22 protein-coding genes and 1 tRNA gene are annotated in these 21,201 nt (G+C 57.1%); 9 read left to right on the forward strand and 14 right to left on the reverse strand.

Annotated features, from left to right (window positions below):
* Positions 1-35 precede the first annotated feature (35 nt).
* Positions 36-1,022, forward strand: a complete 987-nt coding sequence (locus ACR0LH_RS20665; RefSeq protein ID WP_480722301.1) for a DMT family transporter — start codon at positions 36-38, stop codon at positions 1,020-1,022.
* 133 nt (positions 1,023-1,155) lie between these two features.
* Here ACR0LH_RS20665 and ACR0LH_RS20670 read toward each other — a convergent pair whose 3' ends face one another.
* Positions 1,156-1,665, reverse strand: a complete 510-nt coding sequence (locus tag ACR0LH_RS20670) for a winged helix-turn-helix transcriptional regulator (protein WP_480722302.1) — start codon at positions 1,663-1,665, stop codon at positions 1,156-1,158.
* Between the two features lie 122 nt (positions 1,666-1,787).
* Here ACR0LH_RS20670 and ACR0LH_RS20675 point away from each other — a divergent pair, with 122 nt between their 5' ends.
* Positions 1,788-2,426, forward strand: a complete 639-nt coding sequence (locus tag ACR0LH_RS20675) for a cysteine hydrolase family protein (protein WP_480722303.1) — start codon at positions 1,788-1,790, stop codon at positions 2,424-2,426.
* Between the two features lie 44 nt (positions 2,427-2,470).
* Here ACR0LH_RS20675 and ACR0LH_RS20680 read toward each other — a convergent pair whose 3' ends face one another.
* The 7 genes from ACR0LH_RS20680 to ACR0LH_RS20710 form a co-directional block, all read right to left on the reverse strand.
* Entirely contained in the window at positions 2,471-4,312 is a 1,842-nt protein-coding gene (locus tag ACR0LH_RS20680) for an amidohydrolase (RefSeq protein WP_480722304.1), read from the reverse strand.
* Between the two features lie 135 nt (positions 4,313-4,447).
* Positions 4,448-4,879 carry a hypothetical protein gene (locus tag ACR0LH_RS20685; protein ID WP_170486418.1) on the reverse strand — a complete coding sequence of 144 codons (432 nt, stop codon included), beginning with the start codon at positions 4,877-4,879 and terminating at the stop codon, positions 4,448-4,450.
* Between the two features lie 178 nt (positions 4,880-5,057).
* Positions 5,058-6,470 carry an alpha/beta fold hydrolase gene (locus tag ACR0LH_RS20690; protein ID WP_170568065.1) on the reverse strand — a complete coding sequence of 471 codons (1,413 nt, stop codon included), beginning with the start codon at positions 6,468-6,470 and terminating at the stop codon, positions 5,058-5,060.
* A gap of 192 nt (positions 6,471-6,662) precedes the next feature.
* Positions 6,663-8,195, reverse strand: a complete 1,533-nt coding sequence (locus tag ACR0LH_RS20695) for a phospholipase D family protein (RefSeq protein WP_480722306.1) — start codon at positions 8,193-8,195, stop codon at positions 6,663-6,665.
* Positions 8,196-8,381: 186 nt separating this feature from the next.
* On the reverse strand, positions 8,382-8,900 hold the full coding sequence (locus ACR0LH_RS20700; RefSeq protein WP_480722307.1) for an N-acetyltransferase family protein: 519 nt from the start codon (positions 8,898-8,900) through the stop codon (positions 8,382-8,384).
* The gene (locus tag ACR0LH_RS20705; protein ID WP_170555100.1) at positions 8,897-9,451 is read right to left on the reverse strand and encodes a helix-turn-helix transcriptional regulator; all 555 of its coding nucleotides are present in this window, start codon (positions 9,449-9,451) and stop codon (positions 8,897-8,899) included. The genes ACR0LH_RS20700 and ACR0LH_RS20705 overlap by 4 nt, the downstream gene beginning before the upstream one ends.
* Before the next feature lie 117 nt (positions 9,452-9,568).
* Entirely contained in the window at positions 9,569-10,585 is a 1,017-nt protein-coding gene (locus tag ACR0LH_RS20710) for an extracellular solute-binding protein (RefSeq protein ID WP_480722309.1), read from the reverse strand.
* Between the two features lie 247 nt (positions 10,586-10,832).
* Here ACR0LH_RS20710 and ACR0LH_RS20715 point away from each other — a divergent pair, with 247 nt between their 5' ends.
* Positions 10,833-11,156, forward strand: coding sequence for a SemiSWEET transporter (locus tag ACR0LH_RS20715; RefSeq protein WP_170390074.1), 324 nt, complete (start codon positions 10,833-10,835; stop codon positions 11,154-11,156).
* 60 nt (positions 11,157-11,216) lie between these two features.
* Here the strand turns inward: ACR0LH_RS20715 and ykgO are convergent, their stop codons facing one another.
* Both ykgO and ACR0LH_RS20725 read right to left on the reverse strand, forming a co-directional pair.
* Positions 11,217-11,342 carry a type B 50S ribosomal protein L36 gene (ykgO, locus tag ACR0LH_RS20720; RefSeq protein WP_008755722.1) on the reverse strand — a complete coding sequence of 42 codons (126 nt, stop codon included), beginning with the start codon at positions 11,340-11,342 and terminating at the stop codon, positions 11,217-11,219.
* Positions 11,343-11,432: 90 nt separating this feature from the next.
* Positions 11,433-11,507 (reverse strand) — tRNA-Val (locus ACR0LH_RS20725).
* A 147-nt stretch (positions 11,508-11,654) separates the two neighbouring features.
* Here ACR0LH_RS20725 and ACR0LH_RS20730 point away from each other — a divergent pair.
* Positions 11,655-12,515 carry an N-formylglutamate amidohydrolase gene (locus ACR0LH_RS20730; RefSeq protein ID WP_170486412.1) on the forward strand — a complete coding sequence of 287 codons (861 nt, stop codon included), beginning with the start codon at positions 11,655-11,657 and terminating at the stop codon, positions 12,513-12,515.
* Between the two features lie 2 nt (positions 12,516-12,517).
* Here ACR0LH_RS20730 and ACR0LH_RS20735 read toward each other — a convergent pair whose 3' ends face one another.
* Together ACR0LH_RS20735 and pyrF are read right to left on the reverse strand one after the other, a co-directional pair.
* Positions 12,518-13,771, reverse strand: a complete 1,254-nt coding sequence (locus ACR0LH_RS20735; protein ID WP_170617610.1) for a DNA polymerase IV — start codon at positions 13,769-13,771, stop codon at positions 12,518-12,520.
* Between the two features lie 359 nt (positions 13,772-14,130).
* Positions 14,131-14,835: an orotidine-5'-phosphate decarboxylase gene (gene pyrF / locus ACR0LH_RS20740; protein ID WP_170418640.1), complete on the reverse strand. Its 705-nt coding sequence runs from the start codon at positions 14,833-14,835 to the stop codon at positions 14,131-14,133.
* A 129-nt stretch (positions 14,836-14,964) separates the two neighbouring features.
* On the opposite strand from pyrF, the gene ACR0LH_RS20745 reads away from it, so the two are divergent.
* Complete coding sequence (locus tag ACR0LH_RS20745; RefSeq protein ID WP_480722310.1) at positions 14,965-15,309, forward strand: hypothetical protein; 345 nt, start codon at positions 14,965-14,967, stop codon at positions 15,307-15,309.
* A 127-nt stretch (positions 15,310-15,436) separates the two neighbouring features.
* Complete coding sequence (gene clpB / locus ACR0LH_RS20750) at positions 15,437-18,055, forward strand: ATP-dependent chaperone ClpB (protein ID WP_480722311.1); 2,619 nt, start codon at positions 15,437-15,439, stop codon at positions 18,053-18,055.
* Between the two features lie 42 nt (positions 18,056-18,097).
* On the opposite strand, the gene ACR0LH_RS20755 is transcribed toward clpB, so the two are convergent.
* Entirely contained in the window at positions 18,098-18,631 is a 534-nt protein-coding gene (locus ACR0LH_RS20755) for a hypothetical protein (RefSeq protein WP_480722312.1), read from the reverse strand.
* 288 nt (positions 18,632-18,919) lie between these two features.
* Positions 18,920-19,111: a hypothetical protein gene (locus ACR0LH_RS20760; protein WP_170568054.1), complete on the reverse strand. Its 192-nt coding sequence runs from the start codon at positions 19,109-19,111 to the stop codon at positions 18,920-18,922.
* A 305-nt stretch (positions 19,112-19,416) separates the two neighbouring features.
* Here ACR0LH_RS20760 and msrP point away from each other — a divergent pair, with 305 nt between their 5' ends.
* The 3 genes from msrP to ACR0LH_RS20775 all read left to right on the forward strand — a co-directional run.
* Positions 19,417-20,319, forward strand: a complete 903-nt coding sequence (msrP, locus tag ACR0LH_RS20765) for a protein-methionine-sulfoxide reductase catalytic subunit MsrP (protein ID WP_480722313.1) — start codon at positions 19,417-19,419, stop codon at positions 20,317-20,319.
* Between the two features lie 4 nt (positions 20,320-20,323).
* Complete coding sequence (gene msrQ / locus ACR0LH_RS20770) at positions 20,324-20,938, forward strand: protein-methionine-sulfoxide reductase heme-binding subunit MsrQ (protein ID WP_480722314.1); 615 nt, start codon at positions 20,324-20,326, stop codon at positions 20,936-20,938.
* 44 nt (positions 20,939-20,982) lie between these two features.
* Positions 20,983-21,201: hypothetical protein (locus ACR0LH_RS20775; RefSeq protein WP_480722315.1), on the forward strand; the 219-nt coding region annotated here is incomplete at its 3' end.

The raw sequence follows: 21,201 nt of genomic DNA on the forward strand, positions 1-21,201 counted from the left end.
CGGCCCATGATATTGGCCGGATGAAAGGTCGCCAAATGGAAACGCACCAAAAACTGCAGAACCCAACCGCCGGCATCACGTTTATCCTGATCGGAATATTGGCGATTTCCGTCAATGATATGCTGATCAAATTCCTGTCGGGCGGGTATCCATTGCATCAGATGGTATTTGCAAGGTCTCTGATTGGAATCGGGTTTGGCCTTGCATTGGTGCAGATCGAAGGCGGCTGGCGCATCCTGAAGACGGATCGGCCGGGGCTGCATCTATTGCGCGGGGTGCTCATAGTTGCGGCCAACCTGACTTTCTTTACCGCTTTGGCCGTAATGCCTCTGGCCGAAGCCACAGCCGTCTTTTTCGTTGCTCCTTTGATGATCACCTTGCTGAGTATCCCGCTTCTTGGCGAAAAGGTCGGCCCGATGAGGTTGGGCGCTGTTGTCGTCGGCTTTTTCGGCGTGATCGTGATGACTCGGCCCTGGCAGACCGGGGTCGAACGAGACGTTGGGCTGCTGATGTATGTTCTGCCCGTCGTCGCGGCCTTTACCTATGCTCTCAACAGCGTGCTGACTCGGTTTCTGGGCGCAAAGTCCAAGGCGTCGGCGATGGCGGTCTATATTCAGACGTGTTTCATCATTGTCAGTTTGCTGTTTTGGCTGGTTGCCGGGGATGGTCGATATGCCAGCGCTTTTGAAAACGAAAGCGTGATTTTCTTGTTGCGTGCGTGGGTTTGGCCCGATGATGGCGACCGCTGGTTGTTCGTTGGCCTTGGGTTGAATTCTGCAATCGTCGGGTATTGTCTGGGGCAGGCGTATCGGCTGGCAGATGCGGCAACAGTGGCGCCGTTTGAGTATGTTGGTCTGCCTCTGGCGATTTTTTGGGGGTGGGTGATCTGGGGTGATCTGCCAGACCTGCCTGTCGCAATCGGGATCACACTGATCCTGGGGTCAGGTCTGTTTGTCTTTCTGCGCGAACGCCAGAAGGACGGGCAGGCCATCAGCCGAAAGAGGGTGCATCGTCGCTACTAGATCCAAATCTGGCGATTGCGTCCAGACAGTTCGCCGAGGTCGTTTCGGCGTAACAATTTGACCCGCTTGCCTTACGCGCACAGCAGGGTGACGAAAACCCGGCGCGCGCGAGGAACACACGCCAAGCCTTATTCTATTCGACTTTTCCAGGCTTCCGACTTCCCTTGAAACGTGCCATGTGGCGGTGCTCGCGCAGCGCCTTCCATTCCGGACTCAGGGTAACTTCGAGGTCTTCGCGTTTCAGCGGCTCGCGGCAAGTCGGACAGATTGGCGAGACCCCGGGATCGGTCCCGCAGGGCTTGTGAACATGACGCACGGCCAGAGGCTCATCAGCCTCTTTCTGCCAGGTTTCCCCCCATTCCCGCAGCGCCATCAGAACCGGATACAAAGCCCGGCCACGTTCGGTCAGAACATATTCGTACCGCGTTTTTGTGCCTTCAAGCGAGCGTCGTTCCACCAGATTTGTCTCGACCATTTTCTTCAGCCGGGTCGATGCCATTTGCGGGGTTATGTCCGCTTGGGCCTGAATTTCCTCAAATCTGCTGTTTCCGGAAAACAACTCGCGCAGAATTCGCATGATGTATCGGTCTCCGATGATCGGGTCAGACCGCTCGATCGGGCAAGGAGAGGGATTTTGGCTCATTTGACCTCCGGTGCAGCAGGTGAATTTCACCCTACTTGACTTTAGGTATGAAAACCATAGTGTATCGTTGGATATGAAAATCATACTGAACTTTCGACCCCAAACACCACTGGAGGCCTACCATGACCAGCCCAAACTATTCCCCTGCCGATACCGGTTACTTGCTGGTGGATCCCTATAACGACTTCATCTCTGAGGGTGGCAAGCTGTGGGGGCTGATCAAGGAAACAGCAGAAGAAGCAAACCTGCTGCCAAATCTCAGGGCGCTGGATACTGCAGTGCGGAGCGCCGGAGTTCAGGTCTTCTATGTCCCCCATCACCGCTCTGAACCCGGGGACGTTGAAAAGTGGCAAAACCCCAGCCCGTCCCAGGCGCGGGTTGCTGAGCACCAGATGTTTGCCCGTGGTGAGTGGGGCGGTGAATGGCACCCTGATTTTGTCCCAAAGCCCGGCGATATCATCGCGCAGGAGCATTGGGGGCAGAGTGGATTTGCGAATACCGACCTCGATTTCCTGCTCAAGCAGTGTGGAATCAAGAAAGTGATTGTTGTTGGTCTGGTCGCGAACACCTGCATTGAGTCCACGACACGCTACGCGATGGAATTGGGCTATCACGTTACATTGGTCAAAGACGCAACCGCGGCGTTTTCAAAGGAAGGTATGCACACGGCGCACGAGGTGAACGGACCTGCCTATGCCCATGAAATTCTAACCACGGCTGAGCTGATTCAGGCGCTGCCGGTTCTGGAAGCCGCTGAATAGGTAGGCTCTGGCAAGGATCGCCCAACTGTTCCCTGCGACAACTTTTATCGAAGACCGGGAAGCGCCTTTTGTAGCCAAGGCGCTTCCACTCCGGTCCCTTGATACATGGCATGAAGAAAACGATGGGCCGTAACCGGGTCGCTCATGAAAGGAGAAACCCGCAGGTTGCCTTCCTTGGTCTCAGCCGTGGCTTCAAAGATTATCGTGTCTTCCTTGATGGTCGCCACGACGCGGTTCTCATCCAGCTTTTCGGGGTCAATAGCGGTCGGGTCCTGCGCCAGCAGTACAAAGTCAGCAAGTTTTCCGATTTCGATTGATCCCTTTTGATCTTCTTCAAAATGTTGCCACGCGGGCCAGATGGTCAACGCCTTCAGCGCGGTCATCACATCGACGCGTTGGTGCGGACCGAGGATGTCGCCAGAGCGGGTCCGGCGAGTAACCGTTGCGTCGAGTATGCGCATACTGTCCGGGAAGGCGACGGGTGCATCATGATGCGACCCGAACATCATCCCTCGTTCAACCAGCCAGCCAGTGGGTGAAATGTTCTCGGCATTTATTGGGCCAACCGTGTGGTCGCGATGCCAGTCGCCCCAATAGAATGTGTGCATTGGAAAGACCGAAGGAAACACGCCGAGACGCTTGTACGCTGCAACCTGATCTTCGCGCAGGAACTGACCGTGGACCAGCACTGGGCGGTTTCCGGGGTCTCCGTAAGTCATCCGAGCGACTTCCAAGGCAGCGATCAACATATCCGAAGCGCCTTCCCCGTTGGCGTGGGTGATGATTTGCAGACCTTTTTCAAAACACCAGTTCACGGCGTCCTGTACCTGTTCCATCGAAACCGCGGAATAACCGGCATACCCTGCCGGGTATTCGCCAACGGGATCGTAGTATGGGCGATCTCTGAGTGCGGTGAAGCCCTGAGGCGAGCCGTCTATTGTCAGTTTGCAGCCGCCAACGCGGATTCCGTCCACGTAGTTGGACGAGGCATTTTCAGCAATATAATCCCTTGCTTCCAGAACATCGGGAAAGGATACCACATCAACCGGTATCTTGCCGTCGGCGGCCGCCGACTTGAGCGCCTCGACAACTTCTGCGGATGATCGCCCGTCCTGCGCGGTTGTATAGCCGAATCTGGCCCACAGGTTTGAACCTGCCTCGGCAAAGGCCAGCAAGGCCTCGGGACCAAGCTGTGCAAGGACCGGAACCAGGGCCGCAAAGAACGCATATTCCTCCAATACGCCGTTTGGCTCTCCGTTTGCGTCCCTTTGAATGACGCCGCCTGCGGGGTTTTCCGTTGACGCGTCAAACCCGATGACCTCCAGCGCTTTCGAGTTTGCAACGCCCAGATGCCCGGATTGGTGAACGATGATGACGGGCAGGTCGGTCGACACCGCGTCGAGGTCTTCGCGGGTCGGGTGACGCAGTTCGGCAAGTTGGGCATTGTCGTAGCCAAAGCCTATGATCACTCCGGTTCTTTGAACCGCATCTGCGTTGTCCTTGACCCACGCGCGCAATGTGTTCTGCAGGCTTGCGATATCCGTCACCGCGCCGTCCGGTGGTGCCAGCAGATTGGCGGACAGCGCCTGTAGTCCGCCAAACACAACGTGGCCGTGACTGTCCACAAAGCCCGGCAGCATGGTACGGCCGTCAAGGTCGAAAAGTTCAGTCGTGTCACCCTTGCTTGCCATGACCTCGTCAAGGTCGCCAACGGCCAGAATTCGCCCGTCCTTGACGGCTACAGCCCCGGCGGTCGGCTGATCATCGTCGATGGTTAGGATCGGCCCTCCGCTGTAGATCGTGTCGGCAACCTCCTGCGCCGAGGCGTGCCCTGCAACGATCACAAAACTGGAAAGAAGTATCGCTTTGAAAGACTTAAAATACATTCCGGGAACCTCTCGGTTTAAACAACGACCCTTTTCCAGAACATAGTGCGTCTATGAACCCCGTCAGCCGAAAATGCGTCGGCTGAGTGGTGCAGTGCTGGCGCTAGGTCTGATTGAAGGAAGAAACCGGATACTTCAGGAATGTGGTGGTAAATCCCGAACAACTCCCGCCCGGCCTGCCGCATCGACCACGCGCTCGTCACCGGCCTGGATGCAATCAACCGGGAACTCGCCGCCCAATTCCTTGCGTGGGGTCGTTATCCAGAAGGCGCGCTGCCAAGGGGTCATTTCGCATGGCAACGCCCTGAGCACTTTTTCCATCAGGGGCAAAGGGGTGCCGTCCTCGGCAAACTGGAAGGACGGAAAAGCATTGGCGCCTTCGTGCGGAACCGACAGGACTTTGCCAGTTCTTTTCCAGATGTCCCCTATACGCGTGATCTGCCAAGAGCCGTTTTTCCATTGTGCATGAACCGAGGCGTCATCCAGCAAAGGGTACTTTCGGGCAAATTCGTTTCTTTTAATGTCATTTGCGGCGCTGCAATGCGCGCCGATATTCGATGCATACATCTATCCACTCACAAAAACTCGTCAAACATTGGACGAGCATATTGCCTGAAAACGATTCTGGGCAAAATGAAACGCTTCACACATCCACGTCGTCGCCGCAGCGTGGCCAATATGCCCCTGCAGGAGACAGCGTTTCCAAAGAATGTAAGTCAGGCTGTTCGCTTTTGTTCGGTTTGCCCTAGGTTGCCCCAAGCGGATCACGATCTGCGTGTTGCTTCAGGAACGGTTCGATTTCCTGAAAAAACTCATCAAAGCCTGCATGCCCTCGTATCATGCAATGATTGGCCCCCGGCAGTTCAACAAACTCCGCCGTTGGAATTTCGCGCGCGGTGTCCCGGCCCTCGCTGATCGGGGCGGCCATGTCGCCCTGTGCATGTAGAACCAGCGTCGGAACTCTCAGGCTCTGCGCGTCGGCGCGGGCGTCGACATGGGCGTTCATCTCCATGATACGAAGCGCTGTTTTTGGGCTGACGGAAATCCGTTGCATTTCATCAAAGCTGGCACCCTCTTCCGGGGTTGCATCCGGCATGTAGCAAGACGTGAAAAAATGGCGATAGACAGGATTGGGTGAACCCCATCCGGCGGACACCATCGCCCGGGCCGCCTGATAGAACTGCTCGGCTTCGGGATCCCCTCGCACCATGCGCCCCCTGACATAACCCCCGAGAAGAATAAGAAACTTTACACGCTCTGGGTGCCTCGCGGCAAATCGAACGGAAAAGGCAGAGCCCTGACTGATGCCGAACAGCCCGAAACGGTCCAGCCCCGCCGCGTCAGCCACGGCGATCATGTCGTCGATCATCCTTTCTTCCGAAATATCCTCGACATCCCAATCGGATAGCCCATTACCGCGCTGATCAAATCGGACCAGTTTGCACAGTTTGGACATCTCGGACAGGAAATCCCCCCAGACCGGGCTGGTCCATTCGTATTCAATATGATTGAGCCAATTGGGACTCTTTAGCACGGGTGTCCCCTGGCCGGTGCTCGCCCAGGCAAGGTTGACGCCATCGGCTGACCGGCAAAACCGCACGCGCTGCTGATGAGAGATGTCGGGCGCTTTTCGTTCCGGTGCAGCCTGTGGCGACCAATGCCAGACGCGGATCGGGCGACTTATGTTCTTGACGCGCTGTCCACCCATGTCGCGAAACGCTGCTTCGACCCTGTCCTGAACGGCCTGATGCACAACATCCGAAACGCAGACTCCGCCCGGTTCTGCCAGACCCTCCAGCCGCGCGGCCACGTTCACCCCATCGCCGAATATGTCCCCGTCGTCGAAAATGACATCGCCAAGGTTGATGCCGACGCGGAACCGGATTCTCTGATCGTCATCCAGTTCGGTTTCGTTCCGGTTCATGGCTGTCTGGATGTTGACAGCACATTTGACCGCGTCCTGCACGGATTCAAACGTGGCCAGCATGCCGTCGCCGGTGGTTTTCACGATACTACCACGGCTGCGTGCGATCTCGGGGTCGATCAGTTCGCGGCGGTATTTCTTTTGGCGGGTCAAGACGCCCAACTCGTCGATTTCCATCAGGCGCGAATAGCCCACCATGTCGGCTGCAAGAATGGCCGATAGCCGCTGTTCCATAACCGTTTCCTCCACCCGGCCTGTTGTCCCTGGCTTGAATGACGGTCGCCGCGTGACCGCGCACAGGCGCAACATTTCGGTGGAGTATACCCGAAAATCGGCCTGGATGCGGCGCTGAATGAATATCGCCGCCATACGAGGTGAATGCCGGCGATCTGGGGTTCATCGTGGCTTTAGGCTGAAGGCTCCTGCCTATAGCTGCGATCCGATGGGCAGCAGGGCAAGAAAACCGGCGAGGATATGGTCCCATGCCGATCCTGTCGGTTCCGCGTCGTATTCTAAAACAGTGCCGTCCTCGTTCCGGGTCTTCCACTTTAACTGGCCCGCTCTTTCAAGCGTGACGCTATATGTGTAGGCGGGCAGCGCATTGTCCAAAGCGGCCATTGTCTGAACTGTAAGTGCGGGTGAATCGATCAGGATGCCCATTTCGGTGTTGATGTTCACGGATCTCGGATCCCAGTTGAACGATCCTACGAACAAGTAGCGATCGTCGATCGCAAACGCCTTGGAATGCAGCCCCGAGCGGGACTGTGCCCAGTTTATTCCGCGCCTTTGAACCTGATACGCGTCGGGGCGCAATTCATACAGCTCGACCCCTCCGCGCAGCAAAGCACGGCGTTTCTTGGCATAGTGCGCATAAACCGGCGCGACATCGTTGGATGCAAGCGAATTGGTTACGACCTTCACTTCGACACCACGGTTTTCCAGTTCGGTCATCCACCTGACGCCATTGGTGCGCGGGACAAAGTAGGCCGAGACGATATTCACCTCGCGCGATGCATTTTCAAAATAAGGTAGCAACTGCGACGCAAGAATGGGGTCAGAGCTTTCGGCTCCGGCGGCTTTCGACGGTGGATCGGCGTACAGTCGCGCTGGGACCCAATCCAGTTTCAGCGCGCCGTCCGCGAAATTTTCTTCGGCCGACCGGCGCAGTGCCGACCCATAGCGCGTTTGTTTTGCGTCTTCGACAAACTCGGTCAACCGAAGTCGGGCCTCTGTAAGAGAGATGGCTTGTGGCTCGTCGATGACAACGCGGGCAGGGACGGCAAACGCGCTGTTCCAATAGGCATCAAAACTGTCCGAGACCTGACGAACGACCGGGCCAGCGGCCAAGACATCCAGATCCGCATAGTTCATTTCCTTCCGCGCCAGGAAGTACTCGGCCCCGATATTGCGGCCGCCAACAATGGTGAACGCGTTATCTGCGGTCATTGACTTGTTGTGCATGCGGCGGTTGATGCGTTTGAAGTCGGTCAGACCGGCGACCAGCAGGCTTTGATCGCGCCAGAATGGGTTGAACAGTCGGATTTCGATATTCTCGTGCTTGTCCAATGCGGCCGTCATCGCATCATAGCTGGACGTATCCATGTCATCCAGCAACAGGCGAACGCGGACACCTCGGTCGGCCGCCTGCAATAGGCTGGCGGCAAACAGGTGGCCTGTGGGATCGTTGTGCAAAAGATAGTACTGCGCATCGATTGTTTGCTGGGCGGCGGCGGCCAGCACTAGACGCGAAACCAGCGCCTCTTCTCCGTCGCTTATGAGTTTGACGCCCGATCGTCCGTCTTTCGGGTCTCCTAATCTGTTCGCGGCCTGAGACAGGGCGGTGTTCGGTCCGGTCGCGACAGAGGTTGTTACGGTCTTATCATAGGTTCGTGTTTTCGGCGCACAGGCGGCCAGAACCGCGGCGCAAATGACCAGACCCACTCTTGACCACGCCTTCATGCCTCTCCTCCAACCGATATCCTCATAGTGGCATGGCAAACGGGTGGTGATGCAAGGTTCTTCTTGGGGCGCTGCGGCGTTTCAAGCTGCACTGTCGCTTGTTCGCTATGCGGTGGGCGGGCAATTAGAGGATTGGGAAACGCAGGACCAATCCAGCTAGGCGATCGGCACGCGCGGAACCTTAGTTCAGGACAAGTGTTTGAACATGTAGGTGGTAGGCTCTAGCCGGTCTTCAAAGGGATTCCGGCAATAGTTCGGAATTTCCCCCGCGATCTGAAACCCGAGAGTTTGGTAGAGGATACGCGACGGGTCCGAGCTGCGTGTGTCCAGCACCAGCATTGTTCGGCCCACAGCTTTTGCCCGTTGCTCGAGTGCTGCCATCAGCGCACGCGCCAGACCCTTGCGCCGTGCGTTTGGGTGAACCAGCAATTTGGCTACGTCCGCACGATGAGGTTGATTTGGCATGGATGCAGGGACTAGCTGCACCGTTCCGGCAACACGCCCAGCGTCATAGGCGGCAAACAGGTCCAAAGCACCCGATTCCGCATCGGGCCAAACCCGGTTCTGCCAATACCCTCGGGCCTGACTGGGCGAGAAGGGCAGAATAAACCCGACGCTGGCCCCGTCATGAACGCAAGCGTGCAGGATGTCGGTTAGATCATCCAGCGCATCGTTGAGCTGGGTTTTGGTTAGTCGTGAGATCATATCAGAACCAACATGTAACGCGCGCCTCGGGTCGGGGGCGTTTCAAACCGGGTGGGGCCAGAGAGGTGATAGCGCAGGCAGTCGCCTCCGGTCAGATCATGGGCAACGCCGTCGACTGTCAGGGTCATTGCGCCGTCCAGAAGGATCACGTGGTGTTCCTGACCCGGTTTCGGAGGCGCATCGTAAGAGATCACCGTATCCGGCGGCAGGTGACCTTCAAGAACCTCACCGCTAAGACCGGTGGCAGGGGGCGAGACGGATCGGCGTGTAAAACCGGTTTCGGGATCGCGCCATTCGGGTTGACGTTCAAATGGCACGCGCGGGTCAAAGCTGTCTTCAACCATCATCAGCAATCGGGACATCGGCAGGCCATAGGCGGCGCATAGCCGCCCCAGCGTTTCTGCGGTCGGGCTGACATCGCCTTTCTCCATACGAGACAGAGTTGCCCGGCTGATCCCGCTTTGATCTGCCAACTGATCCAGCGACAATCCGCGTGATCGGCGAAGCTCGTTCAGGCGGCTGGCAAGGCGGTTCGAGAGATCATCAAGCATGAGTCTGAAATAAGAAAAATTCTCGCATATGAGAATAGTAATTCAAAAATATAGAAATACAAACGAAAACGGGCGCGGAATCACCCGCGCCCGATCTCTGTTCATGAGTTGGAGGAATTACTTCCAACCAACCTCGTTAAAGATTTTCTGAGCTTCCGGGATGTTCTTGGCGACCTCTGAAAGGTTTACCTCATCCGCCTTGAACTCACCCAAAGTTGCGACGTTGTCCGCCAAGGCTACGCCTTCCACAGCCGGGAATTCGTCATTGCCGTTCGAGAAATAGACCTGCGCCTGATCGCTCGCCAAGTATTCCAGGAACTTGATTGCGTTGTCCTTGTTCGGTGCATGCACAGCAACCCCGGCGCCCGACAGGTTCATATGCGCGCCCTCGGCGTCTTGTGCGGGGAACTGCACGCCAATCATGTCGATATCGGCGCTCAGACCTTTCACATCCTTACGCAGCGCGCGGGCGAAGTAGTACGAGTTTGAAACGGCGATCTCACATTCACCCGAGACGATCCCGCGCAATTGGTCCGTGTCACCGCCCTGCGGGTCACGTGCCATGTTTGCGACAACGCCTTCGGCCCAGGTTTTGGCTGCTTCACGACCATGGTTTGTGATGATCGAGGCCAGAAGGGTCTGGTTGTAGGTGTTGCTGGACGACCGGATGCAGACCAGACCTTTGTATTCCGGTTTGGCGAGATCAAGATAGCTTGCGGGCGGGGTGGCGACGTCGGCCTTGTCAAAAAAGATGATGCGCGCGCGCTGTGAGAAACCGTACCACTGGTTGTCTTCGTCCTGCAGGTTGGCGGGAATGCGGTCTTCCAGAACTGCGCTGTCAATCGCCTGTAGGATGCCGGCGTTCTTGGCGCGGGCCAGGCGTGAGGTATCCACGGTCAGCAGCACATCAGCGGGCGAGTTTGCACCTTCGGCTTCCATGCGGGCGATCAGTTCGTCAGCTTTGCCTTCGATACGGTTGATGGTGATTCCGGTTGCCTCTTCAAAATCGGAATACAGGCGCTCGTCGGTGTCATAGTGGCGCGAGGAGTAAAGGTTCAGCTCGCCTTCAGCAGCGGCAGAATTTGCGATCAGGGCCGTCAGAGCGGCGGCAACGCAGGTAGAGGATTTCAGCATCATATGTCCCAAAATTGAAAAATCGCGGCGGGGATAACCCGACTGATTTGGTCAATTAAACGATTCTGAGGGGGATGCAAGGAAATCTGACAAAATTACTTGGGAAAATGGTGGCGGGTTAAGATCTGTGCCATCCTGATTTGCGTTTTTCTTGGTGGACGAGGCCGAAACGGTTAAATTGTCAGATAGCTTCCGGGCAATGACTGCGGATTATTTGTATTGATCGCCACGCGAAAGGACACATTCGATGACGGAAACGCTGGCTGAAAAGCTTGAGAAGTCCAACCTCGGTCATTGGATGGCGCGGTTCGAGGGGTTCATGGTTTTCATCGGAGTGGTCGGTCCGTTTGCAACGCTGCCGCAGCTCATGAAGCTGTATTTCACACATTCCCAACACGCGAGCGGCCAGTCCCTTTTGTCATGGTCACTTTATGCGGGGCTTTCGATGCTGTGGTTTATCTACGGGTTGGTCGTCGGAAAGTTGCCGATTTATGTGGGCAACGGAATCTCGATGATTCTGAATATCTTGATGGTCATCGGTATTTTGATCCATGCCGGGATCACGTTCTGACCTGCAAACAAAAAAACCGCGCTCAGAGGCGCGGTTCTTTCTATTCGTATTGAGCGGTTCTTAGCCCTGGCGAGCTTTGAACTTGCGCTGCGTCTTGTTGATCACGTAGACGCGGCCTTTGCGACGCACAATCCGGCAATCACGGTGCCGGTTCTTGAGCGAGCGGAGCGAGTTCTTGACCTTCATGGGTCTGTCTCCAATCTGCGGCGCCTTCATCAAAGACGTGGCCAGCGCCTGGGTTAGCGGGTGCCCCGGTTGCCCGGAACAGTGAAACGATGGTGGGCGGTACAAGGATCGAACTTGTGACCCCTTCGATGTCAACGAAGTGCTCTACCGCTGAGCTAACCGCCCACTTACCTTTGCGTGCCCTGCCCCATAACGAAATGGGGCGCGGAACCCCGCGCCGGTAGCGGGGTCTATAAAAGGAGTCGCAAAGGGGTTCAAGGGGTTTGGAAGAACTATTTTCCGGTCTATGTTGGACGCGAACAAGGAGTCGTTATGCAGAACACCGCCTATGTATTGGATTTGCCCGCCAAGCGCACGTCTTGTGTTGTGTATTCCTCTCCTCATAGCGGTCGGAATTACCCGCAATCGTTGCTGCAACGAACTGTTCTGAGCCGCGATGTGATTCGATCCTCGGAAGATGCCTTTGTGGATCAGTTGTTTTCGCCTGCTGCCGAATATGGCGCGCCGCTGATTTCAGCGACGAAACCCCGCGCCTATCTGGACCTCAACCGCAGTGCCGAGGAACTGGACCCGGCTTTGATCGAAGGCGCGCGCCGTCAGGGTCACAACCCTCGGGTGGCGTCGGGGTTGGGAGTGATTCCGCGGGTCGTTGCCAACGGCCGTGCGATCTATCGCGGTAAGCTGACAATGGACGAAGCGCGTCTGCGTATCGACACCTGCTGGCGGCCTTATCACGCGCGTCTGAAGTCCTTGTTAAAGGAATCGTTGGATTCGTTCGGGCAGGCGATTCTGGTTGATTGTCATTCGATGCCGCATGAGGCGGTTGCAATGGCCGGATCAAGTGGTACCCGGCGACCACAGATTGTGTTGGGCGACCGGTTTGGAGCCTCAGCCTCGCCCGAGATCGTAGATCGGATCGAGGCGGCGTTTGTCGCTGCCGGGTTGACGGTCGCTCGGAACGCGCCATTTGCGGGGGCTTATGTGACGCAGACATATGGACGGCCCGGACGCAATCAGCATGCAGTCCAGATTGAGATCGACAGGTCGCTTTATATGGACGAAACCCGGATCGCGCCAAATGCCAATTTCGCCCCGTTCCGGGACACGCTGCGGCAGGTCATCATGGATATCTCACAGATCGGCGATGAGTCTTTGCGGCTGGCCGCAGAGTAACGTCACCGCAAGGCACGGCCCTTGACGATGGCGTCGGTTCCGAAACGGCGTCGGATTTCATCCGTGGCGCGTTCCGCCTGCGACCGCTGGGTGGCGTTGGGGTCCAGCAAGTCCCCCGAAATGTCGGCCTGATCTTCAGAACAAAGATCGGAGATGCCACAACCCAACAGGCGGTATGGGCCCTGATCCCCTACCTGATCGAACAACCCACGAGCCGTGCGGTAAATACGATCCGCGATCTGGGTTGCATCTCGCAGAGATACACGCCGGGTTAGTACTTTGTGGTCGGCTTTTTTCAGCTTCAGGGTCACGACCCGCCCCGCCAAACCTTTGGCCTTGGCCCGGTCAGCCACTTTTTCCGCCATGCGCCACAGATGGCCATCGAGAATGTCTAAATTGGCCGTATCCTCAAAAAACGTGGTTTCGTTGCTGATGGATTTCATCGGCTCGTGCGCGGAAACGCGGCGCTTGTCCTGTCCGCGCGCCAGATGCCAAAGCCGATAGCCCATTGATCCGAACCGCGCGGTCAGAGCCTCTTGATCCCAGCGCAACAGGTCGGAAAATGTGCGGATGCCGGCACGATCCAGCGACTCCTGCGCGGCAGGGCCGATGCCCCAGATCAGGCGGACGGGCTTGTCATGCAGAAAGGATGCCGTTTCTGCCTGTCCGATCACCGAAAACCCGCGTGGTTTATCCAAGTCCGATGCAACCTTCGCCAGGAACTTGTTATGCGACAGCCCGATCGAGCCTGTGACGCCCAACTCGTCCTTCATGCGCTTTACAAGTCCGGCCAGCATGACAGCGGGCGGCGCACCGTGCAGGCGTTCGGTGCCAGACAGATCCATGAACGCCTCGTCCAGAGACAGGGGTTCGATCACGGGGGTCAGTTCATCCATCATGGCGCGTATCTCGCGCGAGACCTCGGCATAAACTGACATGCGTGGTTTGATCACGACGGCGTCCGGGCAGAGTTGCAGCGCTTTGAACATCGGCATCGCTGACCGCACCCCTCGGATGCGGGCAACATAGCACGCGGTTGAGACGACGCCACGTTTGCCTCCGCCAATGATCACCGGCTTATCCGCGAGTTCCGGGTTGTCCCTTTTTTCGACGGAGGCATAAAACGCGTCACAGTCCATATGCGCGATCGACAGGTCAAACAGTTCGGGATGCGACTTGATCCGGGGGCTGCCGCAGGCACCGCATCGGCGTGCATCCGAGGATATGGACAGGCAATCTCGGCAAAAGCCGGGCATCAGAACGGTTCCGTACTGGGGGTGTTTGTTTCGGGAAGCCCCTTATACCACGCTGCCAAGCCGGGCAAAGTACCGACGATTGCGTTCGGGCCATTCAGTCCAAAAGAAGACCCCCCGCAAGTGGGCGGGGGGAGGTGACGGACCTCAGGAAGATACGGTCCGCGGGGAGTATCACGACCTTAGAATCGCTCAAAACCCCGCATTTCGATAGGACCTAGGTCACATAGCCAAATCTCGTATTTTTCATGTGTGTTTTCGGGCACAGGGACGATTTGGCGCGGATTTTGGAAAAAGCGACGTGAGGTCAACCGGTTGGCCTGTGTTTCGTGGTGATTTCCAACCGATTCCCGATACCTCGACTAATGCTGAGCCAAAGAATTTAACTCAGCAAGAACTGCCTCGGCGGCCGCTTTGGGATCCTCTGCTTGATAGATTGGGCGTCCGACCACGATGTGATCGGCACCGTCCCCGATTGCGCTGGCAGGGGTCGCGACACGCTTTTGATCGCCCAAAGCCGCCCCGGCCGGGCGAACGCCGGGGGTTACGATCAAGCGACCTTCGGCCTGTGGCAAAGCACGGATCAGCGCGGCCTCTTGCGGGCTGGCAATGACGCCATCTGCCCCGGCCTCAAGTGCGCGGGCGGCACGCTCAACAACCAGTTCCTGCACGTCGCCCTCTTTCAGCAGGCTTGCATCCAGATCATCGCGGTTCAGCGACGTTAGGATCGTGACCGCAAGGATTTTCAAGTCTTTGCCCGAAGCACCTTCTTTCGCGGCGCGCACCACATGTGGATCGCCATGCACTGTCAGGAAATCCAGATCGAACTGCGCCAGCCCTCGCACAGCGTTTTCGACCGTATTGCCGATGTCGAACAGTTTCATGTCCAGAAAGATGCGTTTGCCGTGATCTTGTTTGAGTTCATTGGCCAAAGCCAGCCCGCCACCGGTCAGCATACCCAGACCGATCTTGTAGAAGGACACGCTGTCGCCAAGCCGCTCGGCCATGGCCAACCCCTGCAGGGCATTGGGGACATCTAGGGCTACGATCAGGCGGTCGTCGGACATTGGGCGCTCCTTTTTGGCAAACGTCTGCGTGGTAACGGGTTTGGGTGTCTGTGTCCATGCAGGACTGCCGTGTGATTCAGATCACAGCGCTGGGCGCTCATCGTGTTATCATGCGCGTGGATTGCACGGATGGAATTTGAAATGGGACAGATGGTAAGGACTGTATTTGTGTGTGGTCTGGCGCTGGCGGCGGCAGGGTGTCAGGATATGCCGCTGGAAACCGAAGCCGCCGACACGGTCGTCAGATCACCGACCAACGACAACCTGCGGCTTGTGCGGGGGTATCGCTCGACCGACGACGATTGTCAGGTCACCGGCGAAACGGCCTTTACAGTCAATTTTCTGGACGATTCAGCAGACCTTGTATCTTGCCCGACAGGGAGCGACGCGGCGCAATCTCTGGTCGAGATGTATGGCGCACGAGAGGTGGCGAAAACCGGAGGATATACGGTTTACACGGTGCCGCGCAGATAGGGCCGAAATCTGCGGCTCAGCCTCTTGAACCGGGTAAGATATTTCCCAGATTGAATGTGAGGCTCTGACCGACGCGTGCCGCAAAGCGGGCGCATCAAAACAGGGCGCTTGAGAAAAGGAGAATAACATGGACTTGAACAAGTTCACCGAGCGGGCACGGGGTTTCGTGCAGGCAGCGCAGACGATCGCAATGCGCGAAGAGCATCAAAGACTGACGCCCGAGCATTTACTCAAAGCATTAATGGATGACGATCAGGGGCTGGCCAGCAACCTGATTTCACGCGCAGGCGGGGCGCCCAGCCGCGTTGTCAACGCGCTGGATGCTTCAATGGCCAAGATTCCGAAAGTTAGCGGGGATGCGGGTCAGGTCTATCTGGACGGGCAAACCGCCAAGGTTCTGGATGAGGCTGAGAAGATCGCGACCAAAGCTGGCGACAGCTTTGTGCCGGTTGAACGCATTCTAATGGCGTTGTGCATGGTAAAATCCAAAGCCAAGGACGCTTTGGAAGATGGCGCTGTGACTGCGCAGAAGCTGAACGAGGCGATAAATGATATCCGCAAGGGGCGCACGGCTGATACTGCGTCGGCGGAAGAAGGTTACGACGCGCTCAAGAAATACGCGCGTGATCTGACCGAAGCCGCGGCTGAAGGCAAGATTGACCCGATTATCGGACGCGACGAGGAAATCCGCCGCTCGATGCAGGTTCTGTCGCGCCGGACCAAGAATAACCCGGTTCTGATCGGTGAACCCGGCGTCGGTAAAACCGCGATTGCCGAGGGCATGGCCCTGCGCATCGTGAACGGAGACGTGCCGGAATCGTTGAAGGACAAGAAGCTGCTTGCGCTGGACATGGGTGCGCTGATTGCAGGTGCGAAATACCGTGGTGAGTTCGAGGAACGCCTTAAGGCGGTTCTGACCGAAGTGACCGAAGCCGCCGGTGAGATCATCCTGTTCATCGACGAGATGCACACGCTGGTCGGCGCCGGTAAGTCCGATGGCGCGATGGATGCGGCCAACCTGATCAAGCCTGCGCTTGCCAGAGGTGAGTTGCATTGTATCGGTGCGACCACGCTGGACGAGTACCGCAAGTATGTCGAAAAAGACGCGGCCCTTGCGCGTCGGTTCCAGCCCGTGATGGTCACTGAACCGACGGTCGAGGACACGATCAGCATCCTGCGCGGCATCAAGGAAAAGTACGAGCTGCACCACGGCGTGCGCATCTCGGATTCGGCGCTGGTCTCGGCGGCGACCCTGTCGCATCGCTATATCACTGACCGTTTCCTGCCTGACAAAGCCATCGACCTTGTTGATGAGGCCGCATCGCGGTTGCGGATGGAGGTGGACAGCAAGCCCGAGGAACTCGATCAGTTGGATCGCCAGATCCTGCAGATGCAGATCGAGGAAGAGGCGCTGAAGCTGGAAGATGACGCGGCATCCAAGGATCGACTGGAGACCTTGCAAAAGGATCTGGCCGATCTGCAGGAGAAATCCGCCGAGATGACCGCTCAGTGGCAGGCTGAACGCGACAAGCTGGCCGGCGCGCGTGATCTGAAAGAACAGCTCGACAAGGCGCGGGCTGATCTTGAGATCGCCAAGCGCGAAGGCAATTTGGCAAAGGCGGGTGAGCTGTCCTATGGCGTCATCCCCGAGCTGGAGAAAAAGCTGACCGAGGCCGAAAACGCCGAAAGCAACGCCATGATGGCCGAGGAAACGGTGCGCCCGGAACAGATCGCCAGCGTTGTCGAGCGTTGGACGGGAATCCCGACCTCGAAAATGCTGGAAGGTGAGCGTGAGAAGCTGCTGCGGATGGAAGACGATCTGCATTCCCGCGTGATTGGTCAGGACGCGGCAGTGACCGCCGTCGCCAACGCCGTGCGCCGTGCGCGTGCCGGGTTGAATGACGAGGGTCGGCCGTTGGGCTCGTTCTTGTTCCTTGGGCCGACTGGCGTGGGTAAGACCGAACTGACCAAGGCCGTGGCGAACTTCCTGTTCGACGACGACAACGCGATGGTCCGCATCGACATGTCTGAGTTCATGGAGAAGCACGCGGTCGCCCGTCTGATCGGTGCCCCTCCGGGCTATGTCGGGTATGACGAAGGCGGTGTGCTGACCGAAGCCGTGCGCCGCAGACCCTATCAGGTCGTGCTGTTTGACGAGGTCGAAAAAGCGCACCCGGATGTGTTCAACGTGCTGTTGCAGGTTCTGGACGATGGTGTGCTGACCGATGGTCAGGGCCGCACCGTGGACTTCAAGCAGACGCTGATCATCCTGACGTCGAACCTTGGGTCACAGGCGTTGAGCCAACTGCCCGAAGGCGCCGACAGTGCGCAGGCGCGGCGGGATGTGATGGACGCAGTCCGGGCACATTTCCGGCCCGAATTCCTGAACCGTCTGGACGAGACCATCATCTTTGATCGGCTCAAGCGGGGCGACATGGATGGCATCGTCGATATCCAGATGGCACGTCTGCAAAAACGTCTGGCCGCCCGCAAGATCGAGCTGGCCTTGGACGATGGTGCCAAGGAATGGCTGGCCAACGAAGGCTATGACCCGGTCTTTGGTGCGCGCCCGTTGAAGCGTGTGATCCAACGCGCGTTGCAGAACCCGTTGGCCGAAGCTCTGTTGGCCGGGGAGATCAAGGATGGTGAGACGGTGCCTGTATCTGCCGGCGCCGAAGGATTGATCATCGGTGACAGATTGGGCACGTCCGATCGCCCGCGCCCGGATGATGCCGTAGTGCATTGATCCAAGTATAGTGAACGGGAAACCCGCCAATTGGCGGGTTTCTCATGCAGGGCTGACGAAGCCTTCGTTCAAATAGCCGGTGACAACGTCCATCAGACCCTTGGCTTTTTCTATTTCAAATTCGGTCGTGAACCTCAGCTTTACAATGCAGTTGTCCACGACCCCGATTGCCAGAAGTTCAGAAAACCCGTCAGATGTCCGCGCTTCGGCCCGCAGCGGTAATTGCTGCGCAGTGTCTTGTATCTGATAGGCACTGATCTCGCCAAGTTCGACCCCTCGGTTATTGGTAGACGCGGTGATGTCCCCAAGGGATTGATGAAAACTGTCCAGCGCCATTTCCGGCGGGATGACCTGTTGCTCATGGTCATAGAGGAAGATGGTCAGCTGGGATGTCGTGTCCGCAAATGTTATCGAGTATCCGAGGCCGGGAAAATCGTCTTCGTAACTGTAGGAATCGACCAGATTCAGATTGCTCAGGATCAGAGGCGTTTGAGCAAAAAGGTTCTGGCAGGACTGGAGGTCCGCCAGCGCAGGGTTACCCAGCAGCGTGCTGCAAAGGGCGAGAATTCTAAGCATAGGGTGATGACTCTTATCTAGTGTGCAAATCTTCGCGTTCTTACCTGCCGACTGTGTGAGGCAGAAATTTGACGAAAGACGGAGTGTGCCCGTTCAGTCCTGCTGGCCAAGCGTGTTTTCGGCTGAGGACTGACTTGCGCAACCAGCCTGAAGCCCTGCCAGATGTCCAAAGGCGAATGCGCCGTGCTTTTTTAAAAGGAGCGAACGGAAAACCCGCCAGACTCTGGCGGGTTCGTTCTTGAATGACGCCGGAGCCCTCGCAGCCCCAGCGCATTTGATCACAAGACGTTAAGCGCCGGTCGGCAATGCGTTCAGGTCTTGCGCGTTGTTTTGATCCAGATTGGTGTCTTCACCGATTTCTTCGCAGGTCACCGGAAAGGTCTCGTCCGCGTCACAACCCGTGATTGGGTAGGTTTCTTTCTCGGCGCACGCCGCGATAAACAGAACCAACGACAGGCCCGCAGCCAGTTTCGATTTCATAATTCGTCCTTTCCGATCATATTGTCGTCTTTTTCCTCGGCGCTATCCACGCGGCCAAAAACCATTGGCCGTATTCTCCGTCCCTTGCGCCTTTGAAAACTTAACCTCGGGAACTGTGCGCTGCCTAGCGCCAATATCAAGGGTGACGCCGGGTCCACTTCGTTAGGAGACGTCGATTACAGGGAAATATCGTCGGGTGCGTGGTTCGTTACAGTCTCTTCTCCCAATCGTGACGCAAGTTGCTTTGGTCCTGTGGTAAGAGCGAACTATCTGAACCCCAACGCTGACCAAGTACGGAGACATTGATGGCGCACCGGTGGACCAACACATTGACACAGGCTGATGTCACGCCGCGGACCGCGTTCTTGAACCGCCGTCAGGTTATGGCGGGGTTGGCAGGGGTCGGGCTGGCAGGAATGTCGCGCGCGGCTGCAGCCGAAGGTGCGCTTGACCCGAACACGTGGGAAGAGATCACCTCGTACAACAACTACTATGAGTTTGGGACGCGAAAGGACGACCCGGCCAAATACGCTCATATGCTGGTGACCGAACCCTGGAGCATCAAAATCGACGGTTTGGTGGACAGGCCGGGTGAGTATGATTTCAAGGACGTGATGTCCGAGATGACCGTGGAGGAGCGCATCTACCGGTTTCGCTGTGTCGAGGCCTGGTCGATGGTCATACCGTGGAACGGGTTCGAGTTGGCAGATTTGTTGAACATGGCCGGTGTTCAGAAAGGCGCCAAGTACGTCGCGTTTGAAACGGCCTATCGGCCCGACGAAATGCCGGGTGTTCAATACCCGGTTCTGGAGTGGCCGTATCGCGAAGGTCTGCGGTTGGACGAAGCCATGCACCCGCTGACAATAATGGCGACCGGGATTTACGATCGCCCGATCCCGAACCAGAACGGGGCTCCGCTGCGTTTGGTTGTTCCGTGGAAATACGGTTTCAAGTCCATCAAGTCGATCGTCCGCATCACTCTGACGGATGTGGAACCCCCGACCAGCTGGAATATGGCCAGCCCGCGAGAATACGGCTTTTACAGCAATGTGAATCCAACCGTCGATCATCCACGTTGGTCGCAGGCTTCGGAACGTCAGATCGGTGGGGGGCTATTCGCCAAGCGCGTCCCCACATTGATGTTCAATGGTTATGAGTCCGAAGTCGCGAGCCTTTACGACGGCATGGACCTGTCGTCATACTATTGAGCGCATGCAAACCCTGAACTCGATACTTCGCCGGATCCCAGTATGGGCCATCTACCTTTTGGGCGGGCTTCCTGCGCCCTGGCTGTTCTATCAGGGTTTGACCGGCGGCTTGGGCGTTGACCCCATTGAGGCGTTAGAGCACAAATACGGAGAGTTGGCGCTGCAGCTATTGATTGTTGTGCTGACGATCTCTCCTGCTCGACGACTTCTTGGGTTGAACCTGCTGAAATTCCGGCGCGCCCTTGGTGTGCTGACGTTTGCCTATGTCAGTATGCACCTGTTGGTTTGGCTGGTTCTGGATGTTCAGGTGCCCAGCCAGATCTGGGCCGATATTGTAAAGCGTCCTTATATAACGGTGGGTATGGCGGCCTTCGTCTTGATGCTTCCTCTGGCGGTGACGTCGAACAATCTGTCTGTGCGGCGACTAGGTGCACGTTGGCGAAGTCTCCAACGTCTGGTTTATCCGGCGGCGATCTTAGGGGGGCTGCATTATGTCATGCTGGCGAAGGGCTTTCAGATCGAGCCGGTGATATACCTGTCCCTGATTGTAGGTCTGCTCGTGTTGCGCCTGCCCGTTTCAAACCCCCTGAATCGATTCCGAGGTGCCGATTCCGCCTGACTCGCGCCTGAGTCTGTGGGGAACCCTGTGCGAAAGCCGATTCCTTGGCCCTGCTGCCGTGGCGATCTAGGGGAATTGACTTTGAGCTTTCAGGTAAGATGTTGTTATTATTCTATAAAGTGGAATTTTTCAGTTTTTTATCGGTTTCTCGAATTTTCCACTTGCGGTGCAATGTTGTTATCCTTAGAACCCCCTTCACCGGCGCTGGTGAGGCGCTGGGACGCGGCGGAAGCGGCGGAGACGCTCAGGAGAGACTGGGGGCA

This window comes from Ruegeria sp. CL6 (assembly GCF_056536465.1).